This window comes from Pontibacter sp. YIM B11418, assembly GCF_059278805.1.
In genome coordinates, this window is record NZ_JCAEMH010000006.1 from 172,279 (window position 1) to 190,476 (window position 18,198).

Consider the following 18,198-nt stretch of genomic DNA (forward strand, 5'->3'; position numbering starts at 1 on the left):
CAAAGAAATATGGCCACAGGGGATTACAAAGACAAAGTAGTGCTGATTACCGGCGGCGCGCAAGGTATAGGCTTAGGTATAGCGCAGGCCTTTGGGCAGGCGGGGGCCCGGGTCGTGCTGACGGATGCTGACGAGGAAGCAGGTCGCGAAGCCTTGAAGCGCTTGCAGGACCTGAAGCTGAAGGCTACCTTTATACCTGGCGACGTAAGCGCCGAGCACGAGGTAGCTTCCCTGATGGAAAAAGTACAACAGAAACATGGCCGCCTGGATGTGTTGGTGAACAATGCAGGTATAGCCGATCCCTTTGCGGGCAAGCTGGATGAACTGCTAATGTCGGAGTTTGACCGGATACTGGCGGTGAACCTGCGCGGACCGATGCTCTGCGCTAAATACGCGCTGCCCCTGTTGCGCAAAGCAAAACATCCGGCCATCCTCAACATCACGAGCACGCGCGCATTCATGTCGGAGCCCGATACCTTTGCCTATTCAGCCTCCAAAGGCGGACTCGAGGCGCTCACGCATTCCCTGGCCGTCAGCCTGGCACCGGATCGCATCCGGGTGAATGCCATTGCGCCGGGCTGGATTGAGACCGGTCCCTGGCAGAAAGAGCGGGAACGCTATGAGCCCCAGCATACCCGCGAGGATAAAGCGCAGCACCCGGTCGGTCGGGTAGGGGAGCCGCAGGACATTGCCGAAGCAGCGCTTTTTCTGTGCTCCGAGAAAGCCGGTTTTATTACGGGGCAGCATTTGGTGGTAGACGGCGGTATGACCGTAAAGATGATCTATGCCTGAACCTAACCACCTGCATTGGGGTACAACCTCTAAGGAAACGTCGAATATGCCTATGGTCAACAGTCCTTATAACCCGGTCTTGCTGTATGTAACCGACCCGATGTGCGCCTGGTGCTACGGCTTCACGCATGTGATCCGCCGTTTGCGTGCCCTCTGGCACGGACGGCTGACGGTGGAGGTGATCGCCGCTGGGCTGAACCCGTATGCCCGGGAGCCCATTTCGCGGGAGCAAAAGGAGCGACTGGCCGTGAGTTGGCACCGGGTGCAGGAGCGCACCAGCCTCCCCTTCAACTATGGCCTTTTCCTGCAGGAGGATTTTGTGTACGACACAGAGCCCGCCTGTCGCGCCCTGCACGTGGTGCGCCGGCTAAGGCCCGCCCTCACACTCGAAGTACTCCGGGCGCTGCACTCCGCCTTCTACGCCGATGGCCTTAACCTGGCAGATCCGCAGGTGCTGGCCCATGTGGTGCGTCCTTTTGGCATCCAGGAAAACCTGTTCTATACCTTGTTCGAGGCCGATGAGATCATCGACGCGGCTGAGAAAGAGTTTGAGTTTGTGGAGATGCTGGGCGTCACGAACCTGCCAAGCGTATACCTGGAGGGCGGCATGGGACCTGAGTTGCTCGCCAGTGGATTTTGCCAGCTCGACGAACTCGAGGGAAGGCTGCTGCAGCACCTCGAAATGGTGTAAACCCTGCCCAGGGTATAAGTGTTTGTGAACGATAAGCTTAAGCGCCTGACAGTAGCCGGAAACAGGTATAGGTATTCAGAAACCCCTAAACCGCAACAGCATATTTTTTGCTTCAATATTAAAAGATATGTATATTTAGCTGTAAATTAACGGCTCTGGCCGCTAAGGCCAATACATACCCTGTATGAGAAGCAAGATATCTACCAACCAGGTCGATGAGTACATCGACAAATTATCACCTGAGAAACAGCTGTTAGCGCAGGCAGTACGCCAGATCATCAGTCAGACGGCTGCCCACCTGGAGGAGTGTGTGCGCTGGGAAAATCCCTGCTATTTCTTTTACGGACCTGTATGCTACTTCGCCTCTTCCCGCAGCGGACTGCACTTCGGTTTCTTCCGAGGGAAAGAGCTTTCGGATCCGCACAGGCGTCTGGTGAGCCGCAACGGCCAACTGCCACACATCAAACTGCGCACGCCCGAGGATATAGACGAAGAGTATTTCAGTGACCTGGTTCGCCAGGCGGTGCAGCTTAACCAGAACTAGTCAGATCGGGCGTGCAGTGCTCCTGGCTGCATTCCTGCCCAGGCATTTCCAACTCTACCGTAACGTGGTCTATCTGCGCGTCCTGCATGGTGTCGCGTATGCGCTGTTTCACTTCATGCGCCTCTTCCAGATTCAGGTTCTCTTCCACAACGGCGTGCATGGTCAGCACATGGCTGATGCCGTCCAGGGTCCAGAGGTGCAGGTCGTGCACCGAGCGTATGCCGGGAAGTAACTCCAGGCGGCGGCGTACTTCCTGTAAACTAATATTGGCGGGGGTGCCCTGCAACAGAATCTGAAGCCCTTTGCGCAGGTTGCGCACCACGTTGTAGAGGATAAAACCGGTGATGAGCACCGAAAGCAGCGGATCTATGATAGGCCAATCGAAGAAATAGAGCAGAATACCACCCACCAGCACAGCTGTCCAGCCCAGTACATCCTCCAGCAGGTGCAGCATGGCCACCCGCTCGTTAAGCGAATCACCCTTATTAAGGCGCAGAGCAGCGAATCCATTTACCAGTACACCCAGAATGGCAAAGCCGATCATACCGGGGGCATGCACAGGCTCCGGATTAAACAAACGCGGGACCGATACCCACAGCACTATACCTGAGCCAATCAACAGCACAACTGAGTTGATGACCGCGCCAAGCAGCGAAAAACGTTTGTACCCGTAAGAGAAGTGCTGATCGCTGCCCCTGCTTGATAAGTGGGCAAAATACCAGGCCAGACCCAGTGAAAGGGAGTCGCCGAAGTCGTGCAGCGCATCCGAGAGGATGGCTACGCTGTTGATCCAAAGCCCGCCAAACACTTCGATCACGGTGAAGCCCAGGTTGAGGAAGAAAGCCACCCTGATGTTGTCACCTGCGTGGTGATGGCCGTGGCCTCCATGATGGTGATGATCGTGTGCCATAAACTGCTTTTCTTCTTCTAAAATAGACAGATATTGGCGCAACTGCAAACTAGCTGACGGCTCAGTTCTTCAGAAATCGTATCTTGTGCCGGCAAAAACGTAAATAGTGACAGGACTATGAGAATACTGCTGGTAGAAGACGAACCCAAAGTAGCTTCCTTTATCAAAAAAGGTTTGGAAGAGCAGTCGTATGAAGTGGATCAGGCTTATGACGGCAACTTTGGCCTGAAGATGGCCCTGCAAAACGAATACGACCTGATCATACTGGATATTATACTGCCGCACATGAGCGGGTTGGAGGTATGCCAAGCCGTTCGGAAGAAAAAAACGCAGGTTCCCATCCTGATGCTTACCGCCCTCGGCTCCACCGTCGACAAGATCACCGGACTGGACGCCGGGGCCGACGATTACCTCACCAAGCCCTTTGAGTTCAAGGAACTACTGGCCCGGCTCCGCGCCCTCGCCCGCCGCTCAGGCGACAACGGGGGAGGGGAAAAACTCTCGATCGCTGACCTTGAAATGGACCTGGGAAGCAAGACCGTAACCCGTGGCGGGAAACCCATTAACCTGACAGCACGGGAGTTCGCACTGCTGCACTACCTGCTGCGCAACAGGGGACGTGTGGTTTCGCGCGTCGATATTACGGAGAGTGTGTGGGAAACCTCCTTCGACACCGGTAGCAATGTGATTGATGTATACATCAATTTCCTGCGCAAGAAAATAGACAAAGGCTTTCCTGGTAAGCTGATTCATACCCTGGTAGGTATGGGCTATGTGCTCAAGGAGGAAGACGCATGACCATCCGCAACAAGCTGACCCTGCAGTTTGCAGGCATATTTGCCCTCATCCTGATCCTGTTCTCGCTGGTGATATACTACTTTACCTCGCTCTACCGGCAAGATGATTTTTACAAGCGCATCGAGGGGCGTGCCTACGACACGGCCGCCCATGTGCTGGAGGCAGACGAGGTAAGTGAGAGAGCCCGTCGCAGCAACCAGATCCGCTACTACCAGGTGCTTCCGTTTGAGAAGGTGAGCATTTACCGCGCGGACGGCAGCTTGTTTTTCGCTGACGGAGACGGGCAACTGGCTGTGCCGACCGACGTGTTAGAGCGTGTGAAGCAGGAAGGTATGGTGCAATACGAGCAGGAAGAGCGCCAGGTGGTGGGCATGCTGTACGAAGACAACGAAGGCGATTTTATCGTATTTTCCTCTTCTGTGGATGCCTACAGTCTGCGCAAGCTCCAGCATCTGAAGATCGTCCTGATCGTTGGTTTTCTGGGCTCGATGGTGGTGGTATTGGTCGCTGGCTGGGTGTTTGCGCGGCAAGCGCTGCGGCCCATTACCAAAGTAGTGGGGGAGGTAGAGAAGATCAGCGCCTCGGACCTGCACCTGCGCCTGAGCAATGCAGGCGGAAAAGACGAACTGTCGCACCTTTCCCAGACCTTCAACAAAATGCTGGACCGCCTGGAAAAAGCGTTTGAAATGCAGAGCACGTTTGTGTCGAATGCCTCCCATGAGCTGCGCACTCCGCTCACTGCCATGATAGGCGAACTGGAAGTGGCCCTGATGAAACCCCGAGAGAAAGAGGAGTACCAACGGGTACTGACCTCCACCTTGGAAGACGCTCGCCTGCTGGCTGAACTGTCAAATGGCCTGCTGCAGATTGCCCAGGCCAGTGTAGATACTTCCAAGATCAAGCTCGCGCATTTGCGCTTCGATGAATTGCTGTGGATGGCGCATGAGCAGGCGTTGAAGCGACACCCGGGCGCGCTGTATGATATCGATTTCGACAACCTCCCCGATGACGAAGACCGCCTGATCGTGAAAGGAAACGATGCCCTTTTGTTGATCGCTATTGTGAACGTGCTGGAAAATGCGGCCAAGTTCTCGCCTAAGGGGGAGTACAGTACCGTGCGGCTTTCAGCGGACCGGCGGGAGGTTGTGTTGCAGGTAACAGATAAGGGCGTGGGCATTGCACCGCAAGACCTGCGGCACGTGTTTGTGCCATTTTTCAGGGCGAATAACGTGCGCAACATCAACGGCCACGGCATTGGTCTGCCGCTGACAGAGAGCATCATAAAACTGCATAAAGGCACTATTTCTATCGACTCCCGTGTGGCAGAGGGAACGATCGTCACATTGCGTTTACCGCAGGCAATCGGACTAATTTCAGCAAAAAACACATTTTAATTTGTTTTTAATCTGGTTTTAATTTTCCCTTAATACCTCGCCCGTACATTTGTGAGCATAAGGTGAGTATCTGACTTATGTTCCTGCTGCCAGCCAAAGGCCGGCGCAGGGATGTGAGTTAGGAAGCCTTCGCTGACAACATTTACTATATGAAAGAAACCCCCTTAAAGACAAACTACATAGCTAGCCTCGGAAAGGATATTCCGGCTGGCCTCGTCGTTTTCCTTGTTGCCCTTCCGCTTTGCTTAGGTATTTCACTTGCCTCTGGCGCCCCACTTTTTGCCGGTATCGTGACTGGTGTGGTAGGCGGTTTGGTTGTATCCTGGCTGAGTGGTTCGCACTTGAGTGTGAGTGGCCCGGCAGCTGGTCTGACCGTAATCGTTCTCAATGGCATTGAAACCCTGCAGTCGTATGAAGCCTTTTTGCTGGCGGTTGTGCTGGCAGGTATACTGCAGGTAGCGCTGGGTTTTCTGAAGGCCGGCGTCATCGGTCTCTATTTCCCCTCCTCGGTTATTAAAGGTATGCTGGCCGCCATCGGTCTGATCCTGATTTTGAAGCAGATTCCGCATTTCATGGGTGCAGATGATGATTTCTTCGGTGAAATGAATTTCTTCCAGCCGGATGGGCGCAATACCTTTTCAGGTATAATCCATGCCTTCAGTGCTATCCAGTTGGGTGCGCTGCTGATTGGTGTCCTCTCTATGGCCGTATTGATCTTGTGGGAGCAGCCTTTTATGAAGCGCATTAAGTTGTTTAAACTGGTGCCGGGTGCGCTGATCGTGGTGGTGGGTTCTGTAGGTATAAACTATCTGTTCATCAATTATTTTCCTGACCTGGCCATAGCCGGTACGCACCTGGTGAAACTTCCGGAGATAACAAGTGTGGGAGCGCTACAGAATGAACTCCGCTTCCCGGCCTTTGATCAACTGACTAACCCGTCGCTTTATGTGGTGGCCTTCACTATCGCTATCATTGCCAGTCTGGAGTCCCTGCTAAGCGTGGAGGCCGTGGATAAGCTCGATCCGCACAAGCGCCGCACGCCCAACAACCGCGAACTGAAGGCTCAGGGGGTAGGTAACATTATTGCAGGTATGCTGGGCGGTATACCGATGACAGCCGTAATCGTGCGAAGCTCTGCCAATATCGCAGCTGGCGGCAAAACGAAGATGTCAGCCTTTATTCATGGTGTGTTCCTGTTGCTGGCTGTGCTTTTCCTGGCGGGCTTCCTGAACCAGGTGCCGCTTTCTGCGCTGGCAGCCGTGCTCCTGATGGTGGGATACAAGCTCACGAAGCCAACCCTTTTTAAAGGGCAGCTTAAACTGGGGCACGAGCAGTTTATTCCGTTTGTGGTAACGATCGTGGCCATCCTGTTCACCGACCTGCTGGTGGGTATCCTGATCGGTCTGGCAGTAGGCATCTTCTTTATCCTGAAGGCAAACTACAAGTCACCTTACTTCTTCCACAAGGAAGATCACCGCGAGAAAGAAACGATCCGCATTAAACTGAGTGAGCACGTATCTTTCCTGAACAAAGCCAGCATTGTGCTGACACTCGAGAGATTGCCGAATGACAGCCATGTGATTATTGACGGGGCTAACTCCGAGTACATAGACTACGATGTGCTGGAAGCCATACAGGCTTTTAAGGAAACAGCCCACGAGCGTGGTATATTTGTAGAAGTTTTGAATATAGAAGAAGTAAAAGTGCTGGATATGCACTAGAAATAAATAAAATTATGGAGAAGATATTTGAGAATAATAAAAAGTGGGTAGAGCGAAAGCTCATTGAAGACAAGGACTACTTCAACAAGCTGGCCATGGGGCAGAAGCCACGTTACCTGTACATAGGTTGCTCAGACAGTCGCATTCCGATAAATGAGGTAACCGGCACAGGTCCGGGCGAGATTTTCGTGCACCGCAATATCGCCAACATGGTGGTGCATACCGATATGAACCTGCTTTCGGTGCTGCAGTATGCCGTGGAGGTGCTGAAAGTAAAAGATATCATCGTATGCGGACACTACGGCTGCGGTGGTGTAGCGGCGGCGGCCAGCAACAAACAGTTTGGCCTGCTCGATAACTGGCTGCGCAACATTAAGGATGTGATACGCCTGCACGAGCAAGAATTGATGAGCATCGAGGATGAGGAACAGCGCCAGCGCCGCCTGGTGGAGCTGAACATTACAGAGCAGGTGCTGAACTTATTTAAGACCCCGATCATACAGAACGCCATGCAAACAGACAATCCGCCCAAGCTTTATGGCCTGGTATACGATCTGAATGAAGGCCTCCTGAAGGACCTGAATGTAATGGAGCAGCAGAATTGTATGAAGCGCTATGAGCACATTTACGGTCTGCTGTAAGATTCCTAAGGATAACAAAGAAACTACTACTACTACTACTACTACCTATACCTACCGATTCACCTGGATCGGACAAAACCCTCGCATTTGTGAGGGTTTTGTGTTTTAGGGCAGGATGAGGAGGGAAAGTACAGGTATAGCCAGTTCATGCTATACCTTATCAAGTGTTTGAAGCAATAAGAAAGCGTGCATCAAGCAGGGGAGTCTGGTTCTGTTTATCTGCCGCTGCCGAAACGCTCGGAAATTGTAATGAAACTTGGCAGAAGGTAGGGTCAATGCCGGGTGCTGCCAAGATACTTTCAGGATGACAAAATAAATAGGTTAAAAAGATGTTGCCCTCAAGAGCATAGTTCTCTCCTAAAAGAAAAAAGCCCTCCGGAAGGGAGGGCTTTAAGGTATAAGGTATAGAGAGTGTTAGCGTCCGCCGAGCAGGTAGCTTACCATGAGGCTGAAGCCCGAGTTGCGTCGTTCGCGGTTAACGAATGCACCTTCGTCATCTATCTTTTTCAGGCCGCCGGTATAGCGCACTTCAAGTCCCAGGCCATTGGTGGCGCGGTAACCCACAGAGCCTACATAAGCAAAGTCGATGGTATAGGGGTTGTCTGAAATGTTATACTTGGTGGTTACGATCTTGTCGCCACTGCTGGAGTGTGCCTCGTGTACGTGGCTAGCGCTGTAGATGAAGGACACCTGTGGTCCCAAATCGAAGTACATACCACTGGCCGAAACATGGAATAGCACCGGAATGTCGATGTAGTTGAGCTTGAACACCTCGGCTGTCTGCAGATTGCTACCAGAGTATATCTCGCGGCGGGCACCTTTGGAGGTATAGAGGGCTTCCAGTTGCACGCCCATCAGGTTGTTGAGGTGCTTTTGCAGAAATATACCGCCTGTATACCCAACCCTGTACTTGTAACCGTCGGTGTCGGCGCCGTTAAAGGTTGTATAGGTAGGGCCGCCTTTAAAGCCCAGCTGTTGGGCAAAACCGGTGCCTGACATAAGCGCCACGCAGCAGAGAACCAGTAAGAGTCGTTTCATAGGAAATACCTGTTTTTAGGGGTTGGTTTAATCGGGGTGAAATTACTGAGAAGCAGCAGACAGGTCAATGGAGGAAATATATAAATTGTGCTATTTTTCTCATGCAAAAAGCCCGGCCAATACTGGCCGGGCTTTTCGTATCCTTAAAAAGGTTTAAATTAGTTGATCGGCTCAAAAGCCATCAGCCTGTTTTTTACCATTCGTAGTCTCTGCGGGAAGATGAACCATAGGAATACGGAGGTCCACTGTAGGTGTTGCCGTAACTGGTATGCGTTCTGGAGCGGCTGCTGTAGTCGCTGTCATGCTCTCTGTCGCGCATTTCGTCCATTCTTCTTCTACGCTCTGCTTCTTCGTCACCGAACCACGATCTTACTTCGTCGCCAGCGCGGTCAAAGAAACCTCTCTCGTTGTCTCTGTCTCTATCGCGGTCCCAGTCGCTTGAGCTGCGGCTGCTTCCATAGTTGGATGAACCATAGCTGCTTCCACTTCCGCTTCCGTAGCCGGAACCATAGCTTGATGAACCTGATCCGTAGTTAGAAGAACCGGAACCATAATGGCTTGATCCGGTGCCATAGTTTGAAGAAAGGCCTGAACCATAGTTAGACGATCCTGATCCGTAGTTGCCCGAAGAGCCATAGCCCGATCCATAATTAGACGAACCGGAACCGTAGTTCGAGCTCGAGCCATACCCAGAGCCGCCGTAGTTAGACGAACCGCTGTAGCCACGGTTAGAGCGATAGCTGTCGCTGCCACGGTCGCGCATGTCGTCCATTCTTCTTCTGCGCTCTGCGTCATCGTCGCCGAACCATGATTTTACCTCGTCAGAACCACGGTCCCAGGTGTCGCGATCGCTGCCGTAGCGGCGGCCAGAGCCTGATCCATAATTAGATGAGCCGGAACCATAGTTTGAGCCGGAGCCATAACCCGAGCCGTAAGATGAGCCTGAACCGTAGTTCGAGCCAGTTGAACGGCCGTAAGTGGAAGTGCCACCATAACCTGAAGAAGAGTAGCTGTCACGACCACTGCCGAAATCGCCACCGCTTCTGCCTGAAGAACCTCTCATACGGTTGGTTGGATCATACTCTCCCGAATAATAATTTCTACCTGAGCCTCTGCTCTCAGTCCTGAAGTTGTCATTGAATGGGTTTGAACCCGAATTTTCATAGCTTCTCATAGCTTTAATTAAATTTTTAGGTTTAAAAAAAAGAACAAATTAGAGGCATGCCTAAAAAGGTGCGCCGGTAATTTTTACGGCTGTAGGGCTTATAAGTTATTTAAGGAACAGTTAGGAGCACGGGGACGCTGACACAAGGGGTATAACATAGCATACGAGCGGAATAATCACAATTATAAATTGTAATAAAATATTTATAAAAGAAGATTAGGTATATAGGGAGAATTGAATTATATAAAGCAGCTGGTTTTAGAGATGATAAGCTGGTTTATTTTATATGTCTGAAAATTATGTAATTAGGTGTGTTTATGCTCGGTTTGTATTAGCGCGCTTTAGTTTTAAGGATTGTATATTTTGCATTTTTTTATTTTTATAAATTACACTGATTTAGTAAATTGCGGGTCTTTAGTTTTTTCTCTAGTAGATATCTTATGAAATTTACAAAATTGCTGGCCTCAGCGGTGATGGTTGTCTCATTGACAGCCTGCGAAGATGTGTTTGAGGAGGGGAGCCTGCAGCCAGATGGTTCAAAGCCTGCTCTGACGATCCGGAACCCAACGAAAAATCAGGTGCTTGTTAAGTCCTCAGGGCTTCGTGTGAAATTGACAGCCTCTGACAAAGACAAAGTGAAGGAGTTGCATGTACGGGTGCGGGCTGTTAACGGCGATGCGGATTACATCAACTTCACTACCATGCCTGATAAGAAGATTCTAGAATTCGATACGCTGCTTAGCGCAAACGAGCTTCCACAGGGCAACTATACCTTGACGATCAACGCCACAGACTACCGAACGAATGTTTCGTTTGGTGAAGTGCTCTTCTCGGTAAAGTAAGACCTATACCTACCGGCTATACCTTGTAGCCGACTGGCATGTTAGTTCAGCAGGTATACGACTTGCCAGTTGTCATTGATGGCCAGGGCCGCATCGAAACTGTTGCCGGTCTTGGCCGACGTAAAGCCTTTTATTTTACCGGTTTTACCTTTGGTGAGCAAAGTGCCGATCTGTTTATCGGTGAGTTGCTTGCCGCCCATCTCAAAAGGTACTACAAACTGACAGCCTTCCCGGAAGCGACTGCAGCCATATGCTTTGGAGCCTTTGAGCATACTGCCTTGATTGCACCGTGGGCAGGTCGCGAAAGGATCCACCTCCGGCGTTTTCTCCGCTTTCTCCAGTACCACCTGCTTATTGCCATCCAGCTTCAGGCTGGCGTCAAAACTATTGCCCTGTTCGTCTTTAAAACCTTTGATAACGGGCGTCTTTCCTTTGCCGAGTAGGGCTATAATCTGTTTATCAGTCAGGGTTTTGCCCTGCTGCTCGATCGGGATAAGAAAGCGGCAGCCTTCTTTATAGCGGATACAACCATAAGCTTTGGCGCCCTTCAGGATGTGGCCTTCGCCGCAGGCGGGGCAGGAGCCAAGTCCTTTACCAGGTATAGCTTCGGTAGTAGATTTGGGTTTTTTAGCGGCAGCTTTTTCTTTTCCGGCTTTTGCAGATCCTCCTTTGGCAGGCACAGGCTCGGGTTGGGCCTCCATGGTGACGGTAGACTTGTCGTATTTCACTTCCTGCACCAGACTCACTACAAACTCCTGCAATTCCTGCAGAAAAGCCTCCGCCTTAAAAGAACCACCTTCGATCTGACGCAGCTTGCGTTCCCACTGGCCGGTCATCTCCGCCGACTTCAGAGTTTGGTTGCGGATCACGCCGATCAGGTCGATGCCCATCTGGGTAGGTATAATCTTCTTTTTGTCTTTGCGGATGTACTGGCGCTTGAACAGTGTTTCGATGATGGCGGCACGGGTAGAAGGTCGGCCGATGCCGTTTTCTTTCAGCGCCTCTTTTAGTTCCTCATCGTCGATCTGGCGACCGGCTGTTTCCATTGCACGCAACAGGGTCGCCTCAGTATACTCTTTTGGTGGATTGGTCCATTTCTTATCCAGCAACGGCGCGTGCGGACCGTGTTCGCCTTTCTCGAAATTGGGCAGGATGCCGGCTGTTTCTTCCTCTTCTTTGTTGTCCTTGCCGGTGCTTTCTATTTTGATGTCTTCAGCACCATATAGCACACGCCAGCCAGGCTCCAGAATTTGCTTGCCGCGCACCCGGAAGGTATAGCCCGCCGATTCTGCCGAAACCGTGGTGTTGCTCACAATACAGTCGGGGTACAAAGCAGCCAGGAAGCGCCGCGTGATAATGTCGTATACATCGGCCTCACGTCCGTACAAACTGGCTTGTGCACCGGTAGGTATAATGGCGTGGTGATCGGTTACTTTGTTGTTGTTGAATACCTTTTTGCTTTTCCGGATCTTACTCTGCAGCAAAGGCGCTACTTCGCTCTGATAATTGGTAAGACCCTGCAGAATGCCCGGTATTTTCGGGTATATATCATCCGGAAGAAACACGGTATCCACACGCGGGTAGGACACCACCTTTTTTTCGTAGAGGCTCTGAATGGTTTTGAGTGTTTCGTCGGCCGACATGCTCAGCTTGTTGTTGCACTCGATCTGCAGTGAGGTCAGGTCAAACAGCTTAGGCGGACTCTCAGTACCTTTCTTGGTTTCAATGTCGGTGATGGTGAGATCATCCTGCTGGATGGCAGCTAGGATCTGCTGGCCTTCTTCCTCTTTGTGAAAGCGACCGTTGGTGCTCGAAAAAGTCGTGTCGCGGTATACGGTTTTGAGTTCCCAGTAAGCCTGCGGCACAAAGTTGGCGATCTCGTGGTGGCGGTTCACGATCATGGCGAGGGTAGGGGTCTGCACCCGCCCGATGGAAAGCGTCTGCCGGCCCTGCGCATACTTGAGTGTGAAAAGCCGCGTGGCGTTCAGTCCAAGAAGCCAGTCGCCGATGGCGCGGCTTTTACCGGCCTGGTAGAGCGAGTCGAATTCGGACCCTTCGCGCAGCCGGGCAAATCCCTGGCGGATGGCGTCTTCGGTGAGCGAGGAAATCCAGAGGCGCTTGAAAGGCTTGCGGTAGTTAGCCTCGGTGAGTACCCAGCGCTGAATCACTTCCCCCTCTTGTCCGGCGTCACCACAGTTAATCACTTCTTCGGCGTTATCAAGGAGCTTTTTGATGATGTTGAACTGCTGCACCACGCCCTTGTCCTGCATCAATTTGATGCCATACCTCTCCGGCAGCATCGGCAGGTCGTAGAGGCTCCAGCGCTTCCACTCGGGGCGGTAGTCGTCGGGCTCACGCAGCGTGCAGAAGTGGCCGAAAGTCCAGGTGACCTGGTAGCCGTTGCCCTCGTAGTAGCCATCCTTTCTGGTTTTGGCACCAATCACGTTGGCTATTTCACGCGCGACACTCGGTTTCTCAGCAATGCAGACTTTCAAGGTATAGGGGGTATTTTACGTTGACTCTAACATTCAAATTTACGCTTTTAAGGTATAAATCCCTACACTTGCATTGCCGTAAATACAGGCGTTGAACCCTAAGATACTGAAACCATGCAGCCACTCGGAAAATACATTGTGATAGTAGGTATAGCCATTGTCGTGATTGGCCTGGTCATTTGGCTGGCTGGCGACAAACTGGGCTGGTTTGGCAATCTGCCCGGCGATATTCGGGTGGAGCGGGAGAATTTCAAGTTCTACATGCCCATCACGAGTATGATTCTGGTCAGCATTCTGCTCTCGCTTTTGCTTTGGTTGTTCCAGCGGTTCTTTTAAGGTATAGCCTTTCAGGGATGCAGCTGCTTTTATACCTTTGCGGCTTCTGCTATACCTGAAATCCTATGTTTTTTGTGCTCTCCAAGCTGCTGCAATATTTCCTGATGCCCATCATCTGGATCGCGGTACTTCTTTTGCTGGCCATTTTCCTGCGATCAGCGAAATGGCGGCGTGTTATGCTGATTTCGGCTACCGTGCTATTGCTGGTTTTTTCAAATCCATTCCTGGCGAACGTGACCATGCGCGCCTGGGAACTGGAAGCTGTACCGCTGGAGCAGGTGGAGAATTACGACGTTGCCATCATCCTGACAGGTGTGACGCAGGCGATTGGCTTTGCGGATGACCGGGTGCATACAAACAAAGGGGCCGACCGCTTCCTGCATCCGCTCAAGCTCTACCGCATGGGCAAAGTAGACAAATTCCTGATCACTGGAGGTATAGGCACCATCGCTATGGACCGGAGACCGGAGGCCGAAATGCTGCAGGAGATTCTGCTGCTGGCCGGCGTGCCGCAGAACGATATCCTGATCGAGACCCGCAGCGATAACACCTACCAGAATGCCATCTTTACTGGCGATGTGCTGCAGAAGCACCCTGAATTGAAGCGCCGCCTGCTTGTAACTTCTGCCTTTCACATGCGCCGTTCCAAAGCCTGTTTCGATAAAGCAGGTATAGCCACCGACATTTTTCCAACCGACTTCTATACCTCCGAAATCCGCTATACTCCCGACGAATTGCTTATACCTAACCCCGACGCCTTCCGGCTCTGGCATCGCCTTATTCACGAAGTAACGGGTTTTGTGGTTTATAAGGTGGTTGGATATGCGTGATTGTTAGTGATTGAGTGAATGATGGATTGAATTGTTAAAATATTTGGTGCACAATTGTACAAATCATGACCTATTGAATAGTAGAAATTTGAAAAAATGTCATCTCGAATGAAATGAGAGATCTGGATTATTTTAGATTTCTCTCTAAGATTGAAATGACAAAAATGACTTAAGCTTGCGACAATGAATCGTGTGTCGAAAATCACCTAAATGTCACTCTCTACAATCATCGATTCCCACAATTAACAATCCAACAATTTAACGATTCACTCAATCACTCATTCACCAATTCACCAACTACCCTACCCAAATACTCTTCTGGTTCGTGAATTCGCGGATGCCTATGTAGGAAAGCTCACGGCCGTAGCCTGATTTTTTGATGCCGCCGAACGGCATTTCGGGAGTGGAGGCGACCATGGCGTTCACGAACATGGCACCGGTTTCTACCTGTCGGGCCACTCGTAAGCCGTGTTCTTTGTCGCCAGTGAACACGGTGCCTGCCAGTCCATACCTGTGGTCATTGGCTATCCGGATAGCTTCTGCTTCGTCTTTCACCACGAATACGATCGCTACCGGTCCGAACAGCTCGTCTTCGTAGGCGGGCGATCCGGGTTTAGGGTTTTGAATGATCATCGGTTTGAAGTAGGCGGAGTCATTGCCTTCACGGCCGCCCTCCAGCACTACTTTAGCGCCTTTCTCCACCGATTCTTGTACCTGCTGCTCCAGTTCCTCGGCCAGGTCTTTGCGGGCCAACGGTCCGTAGTCGCAATCATCGGTGAGCGGGTTGCCAGTCTTAAGGGCCTGCATCTTCTCCTTCATTTTTTCCAGAAAGGCGTCGGCTATACCTTCGAGCACAATAAAACGCTTGGCTGCAATGCAGCTCTGTCCAGTGTTTACCATGCGCGACTTGACCGCCACGGAAGAAGCCTCCTCCACGTCTGCATCCTCCAAAATGATAAAAGGGTCGCTGCCACCTAACTCTAACACCGTCTTTTTGATCTCACTGCCTGCTTTTTCGGCTACTTTGGAGCCTGCTCCTTCGCTGCCGGTCAGGGTTATAGCCTTTACGATGGGGTTCTCGATGATCGCATCTACAGCCTTTGACTCTACCAGCAAGGTATGGAAGACGTCTTTCGGGAAGCCGGCTTTGTGGATGATTTCCTCGATAGCCAGGGCACATTGGGGAACGTTGGAAGCATGTTTGAGCACGCCCACATTGCCGGCCATCAGGGCAGGGGCCAGAAAACGGAAGACCTGCCAAAACGGGAAGTTCCAGGGCATGACGGCGAGCACAACACCCAGCGGTTCGTAGGCGATCAGGCTGCGGCTGGCTCCTGACTCCACCTCTTCATCCTTTAGGAAATCAGCGGCATTTTCTGCGTAGTAGCGGCAAACCTTGGCGCACTTCTGTACTTCGGCAACGGAGTCCCTGACGGGCTTACCCATTTCCAGGGTAATGATACGCCCATACTTTTCAGCTTCCTGCTCCAGAATCTCAGCGCAGCGATTCATCAGGCGCGCCCTTTCCTCGAAACCGATGTTTTTCCATTGCTGGAAAGCTTTATCGGCCGCTTTCAATTTCTGTTCTATCTGGTCAGGCGTATGGGCCTGAAATGTTTTGATGACTTCGTTCGTCGCGGGGTTTATAGTCTGTATAGCCATTTTTAAATCTGGGATGTGCTGTAAATATACGGAAGCCGGGCCATTTGTGCCGCCGCAGGAAATGATCTTATAAATAGATGGTTAAATAAAGTGTCGATAAAGTTCTATTTGCGGTATTTTGCGGATATTGTTACTTCTTTCGCAATTATTCCCTTTTATATAGCCGGTTTCTTATTAAATTGCCTCTCATTAGAGCAACGAAAGGTTTTTAGGCTGATCGGAAAACGCTCTGATTTTAACTCTTCCTTCTTGGATACGCCTCAACACGATACCGTCATTTTACTGTTTGCCCAGACTCCTGAGCAACAGGTCCGCTATAAAACGTTCACAGAGGAGCAGGGTCCCGAACTGAACCAGCAGGCGGCCGATCTGCTGTTGCAGCATACCTTGTTTGTGGCCAAGGGCTCGGGTATTCCGCTAGTGGTCATTTACCCGGAACGGCAGGAGGGGAGTAATTTCGGAGAGCGCCTGGCCAATGCCTTTCAGGAAGTGTTTTCCATGGGTTACCAGCGCGTTATCTGTATCGGCGCCGACTGTGTGGACCTAACCTCAAAGGAACTCGTACTGGCACAGGAGGCACTCAGCACCGGCCGCATGGTGGTTGGGCCGGGAACAAAAGGGGGTGCTTACCTGGTAGGCCTGCACATCGACAGCTTCGACCCGGAGGCGCTGGCCATGCTCAACTGGCAAACCGACGAACTGCTGAACGAACTGGTGCTTTACGGCTACCGCATGCAAGCGAGCATGGGCAGCCTGACGGTGCTCGACGAAAAGACCGAAGCAGGAAGCGGAGCCGACCTTTCCCATCAACTAAACATCCTCCCCGTTTACCATCATCTGCACAGGCAACTCAGCGCTATTCTGAGCTAATCAAACAGGAGTACCTGGATTCTTGTTACCTTTAAGGGTAAATAAGACTTTATACTTCTATGGAAAATACGTATTACAATCCGGCAGACCTGAAGAAATTCGGGAACATAAGCGAGCTGCAGCCCGAGATGGGCCGCAAGTTTTTCGATTACTACGGTGAGGTTTTCAAAGAAGGCGCCCTGACCGAGCGCGAGAAAGCCCTGATCGCCCTGGCTGTGTCACATGCCGTGCAGTGCCCTTACTGCATTGATGCCTATACCTCCGGCTGCCTCGAAAAAGGTGCCGACGAAAACCAGATGATGGAAGCCGTGCATGTGGCCGCCGCTATTAAAGGTGGCGCTGCGTTGGTACACGGCGTGCAGATGATGAACAAGATCAAGGACCTGACCATGTAACTATGCCTATACCTGTTAAATCGCTGAAGGCGCAGCAGCACCAGTTTGCCAACCCGGCTTTTCAACTGGAGGTGTTGCAGCATGCGGGAACGGAGGAAGGCGATTTCCCACTCTTCGGAGCCAAATTGCAACAGCACCAGCTATACCCTTTGCAACCCACGGGCACTACCATTCTGCAGGTGAATGTGGGCAAGATGTGCAACCAAACCTGCCGCCACTGCCACGTAGACGCCGGTCCGGACCGCAAAGAGATCATGACCCGCGACACGATGCAGCTTTGCCTCGATGCCCTGGCCAAATACCCGCAACTCACTACTGTTGACCTGACGGGCGGTGCGCCGGAAATGAACCCGGATTTCCGTTGGTTTGTGGAGCAGTTGTCCGCTTTGGGTCGGCAAGTCATTGTGCGTTGCAATCTCACGATCATTCTGGCTAATCCAAAGTACCACGACCTGCCGGAGTTTTTCAAAGCGCACCGGGTACAGGTAGTCTCCTCGCTGCCTTATTTTTCGGCTTCCCGCACCGATGCCCAGCGCGGCGACGGAGTGTTCGAGAAATCCATCAAAGCGCTCCAGATGCTCAACAAAGTGGGCTACGGACAGGAGGGAAGTGGGCTGGAATTGGACCTGGTCTACAATCCGTCGGGTGCTTTTCTGCCTGCCAGTCAGAAATCGTTGGAGGCGGAGTTTAAGCGTCGGCTGCTGAGTGGTTACGACATTGTGTTCAACAACCTGTTCTGCATCACCAACCTGCCCATCAGCCGCTACCTCGACTACCTGGTGGAAAGCGGAAACTACAGCAGCTACATGGAAAAATTGGTGTCGGCCTTTAACCCAGTGGCGGCCGCCAATGTGATGTGCCGCAATACCATTTCGGTGGGTTGGGACGGTGCCCTCTACGATTGTGACTTTAACCAGATGCTCGAGTTGAAGGTGCAGCCCGGTACGCCGCAGCACATCCGCGACTTCGACCTGGCCCAGCTTGACAGGCGGCAGATCGTGCTCAACCAGCATTGCTACGGCTGCACCGCCGGTGCCGGCTCCAGTTGCGGTGGCTCCACTACCTGATCTGCCT

General features: G+C 51.8%; 18 protein-coding genes. 13 read left to right on the top strand and 5 right to left on the bottom strand.

All coding sequences use genetic code 11. From position 1 onward, the window contains the following. Positions 1-9: 9 nt before the first annotated feature. The 3 genes from AC4QZR_RS15770 (at position 10) to AC4QZR_RS15780 (ending at position 2,027) form a co-directional block, all read left to right on the top strand. Positions 10-792: a glucose 1-dehydrogenase gene (locus AC4QZR_RS15770; protein ID WP_494481778.1), complete on the top strand. Its 783-nt coding sequence runs from the start codon at positions 10-12 to the stop codon at positions 790-792. Beyond that, entirely contained in the window at positions 785-1,483 is a 699-nt protein-coding gene (locus AC4QZR_RS15775; RefSeq protein WP_494481779.1) for a DsbA family protein, read from the top strand. The genes AC4QZR_RS15770 and AC4QZR_RS15775 overlap by 8 nt, the downstream gene beginning before the upstream one ends. A 184-nt stretch (positions 1,484-1,667) precedes the next feature. Beyond that, positions 1,668-2,027 carry a DUF1801 domain-containing protein gene (locus AC4QZR_RS15780; RefSeq protein WP_188500180.1) on the top strand — a complete coding sequence of 120 codons (360 nt, stop codon included), beginning with the start codon at positions 1,668-1,670 and terminating at the stop codon, positions 2,025-2,027. Here AC4QZR_RS15780 and AC4QZR_RS15785 read toward each other — a convergent pair. Next, complete coding sequence (locus AC4QZR_RS15785; RefSeq protein ID WP_494481780.1) at positions 2,014-2,937, bottom strand: cation diffusion facilitator family transporter; 924 nt, start codon at positions 2,935-2,937, stop codon at positions 2,014-2,016. The genes AC4QZR_RS15780 and AC4QZR_RS15785 overlap by 14 nt on opposite strands. A gap of 117 nt (positions 2,938-3,054) precedes the next feature. Here AC4QZR_RS15785 and AC4QZR_RS15790 point away from each other — a divergent pair, with 117 nt between their 5' ends. The 4 genes from AC4QZR_RS15790 (at position 3,055) to AC4QZR_RS15805 (ending at position 7,491) form a co-directional block, all read left to right on the top strand. Then, the gene (locus AC4QZR_RS15790) at positions 3,055-3,735 is read left to right on the top strand and encodes a response regulator (protein ID WP_494481781.1); all 681 of its coding nucleotides are present in this window, start codon (positions 3,055-3,057) and stop codon (positions 3,733-3,735) included. Beyond that, positions 3,732-5,129 (top strand): HAMP domain-containing sensor histidine kinase, encoded by a 1,398-nt coding sequence (locus AC4QZR_RS15795; protein WP_494481782.1) that lies wholly within the window; start codon positions 3,732-3,734, stop codon positions 5,127-5,129. The genes AC4QZR_RS15790 and AC4QZR_RS15795 overlap by 4 nt, the downstream gene beginning before the upstream one ends. Before the next feature lie 149 nt (positions 5,130-5,278). Beyond that, a complete protein-coding gene (locus tag AC4QZR_RS15800; RefSeq protein WP_494481783.1) occupies positions 5,279-6,850 on the top strand; it encodes a SulP family inorganic anion transporter in 1,572 nt (523 codons plus the stop codon). Between the two features lie 14 nt (positions 6,851-6,864). Then, positions 6,865-7,491 (top strand): carbonic anhydrase, encoded by a 627-nt coding sequence (locus AC4QZR_RS15805; RefSeq protein WP_253405320.1) that lies wholly within the window; start codon positions 6,865-6,867, stop codon positions 7,489-7,491. 414 nt (positions 7,492-7,905) lie between these two features. Here the strand turns inward: AC4QZR_RS15805 and AC4QZR_RS15810 are convergent, their stop codons facing one another. After that, positions 7,906-8,529 carry a porin family protein gene (locus tag AC4QZR_RS15810; RefSeq protein ID WP_494481784.1) on the bottom strand — a complete coding sequence of 208 codons (624 nt, stop codon included), beginning with the start codon at positions 8,527-8,529 and terminating at the stop codon, positions 7,906-7,908. Positions 8,530-8,722: 193 nt separating this feature from the next. Then, complete coding sequence (locus tag AC4QZR_RS15815) at positions 8,723-9,703, bottom strand: SWFGD domain-containing protein (RefSeq protein ID WP_494481785.1); 981 nt, start codon at positions 9,701-9,703, stop codon at positions 8,723-8,725. 431 nt (positions 9,704-10,134) lie between these two features. Between AC4QZR_RS15815 and AC4QZR_RS15820 the strand changes: the two genes are divergently transcribed. Then, complete coding sequence (locus AC4QZR_RS15820) at positions 10,135-10,536, top strand: hypothetical protein (RefSeq protein ID WP_494481786.1); 402 nt, start codon at positions 10,135-10,137, stop codon at positions 10,534-10,536. A 41-nt stretch (positions 10,537-10,577) separates the two neighbouring features. Here the strand turns inward: AC4QZR_RS15820 and AC4QZR_RS15825 are convergent, their stop codons facing one another. Next, on the bottom strand, positions 10,578-13,031 hold the full coding sequence (locus AC4QZR_RS15825; RefSeq protein ID WP_494481787.1) for a type IA DNA topoisomerase: 2,454 nt from the start codon (positions 13,029-13,031) through the stop codon (positions 10,578-10,580). Positions 13,032-13,145: 114 nt separating this feature from the next. Here AC4QZR_RS15825 and AC4QZR_RS15830 point away from each other — a divergent pair, with 114 nt between their 5' ends. Then, a complete protein-coding gene (locus AC4QZR_RS15830) occupies positions 13,146-13,367 on the top strand; it encodes a DUF2905 domain-containing protein (protein ID WP_494481788.1) in 222 nt (73 codons plus the stop codon). Positions 13,368-13,432: 65 nt separating this feature from the next. Further along, a complete protein-coding gene (locus tag AC4QZR_RS15835; protein WP_494481789.1) occupies positions 13,433-14,197 on the top strand; it encodes a YdcF family protein in 765 nt (254 codons plus the stop codon). 297 nt (positions 14,198-14,494) lie between these two features. Here the strand turns inward: AC4QZR_RS15835 and AC4QZR_RS15840 are convergent, their stop codons facing one another. Next, complete coding sequence (locus tag AC4QZR_RS15840; protein ID WP_494481790.1) at positions 14,495-15,859, bottom strand: NAD-dependent succinate-semialdehyde dehydrogenase; 1,365 nt, start codon at positions 15,857-15,859, stop codon at positions 14,495-14,497. Between the two features lie 249 nt (positions 15,860-16,108). Here AC4QZR_RS15840 and AC4QZR_RS15845 point away from each other — a divergent pair, with 249 nt between their 5' ends. Genes AC4QZR_RS15845 through arsS form a run of 3 tightly spaced genes read left to right on the top strand, consistent with a single transcriptional unit; the run spans position 16,109 to position 18,191 of the window. Beyond that, a complete protein-coding gene (locus tag AC4QZR_RS15845) occupies positions 16,109-16,729 on the top strand; it encodes a TIGR04282 family arsenosugar biosynthesis glycosyltransferase (RefSeq protein ID WP_253405331.1) in 621 nt (206 codons plus the stop codon). Positions 16,730-16,788: 59 nt separating this feature from the next. Further along, on the top strand, positions 16,789-17,124 hold the full coding sequence (locus AC4QZR_RS15850) for an arsenosugar biosynthesis-associated peroxidase-like protein (protein WP_494481791.1): 336 nt from the start codon (positions 16,789-16,791) through the stop codon (positions 17,122-17,124). Between the two features lie 2 nt (positions 17,125-17,126). Continuing rightward, on the top strand, positions 17,127-18,191 hold the full coding sequence (gene arsS / locus AC4QZR_RS15855) for an arsenosugar biosynthesis radical SAM (seleno)protein ArsS (protein ID WP_494481792.1): 1,065 nt from the start codon (positions 17,127-17,129) through the stop codon (positions 18,189-18,191). Positions 18,192-18,198 lie beyond the last annotated feature (7 nt).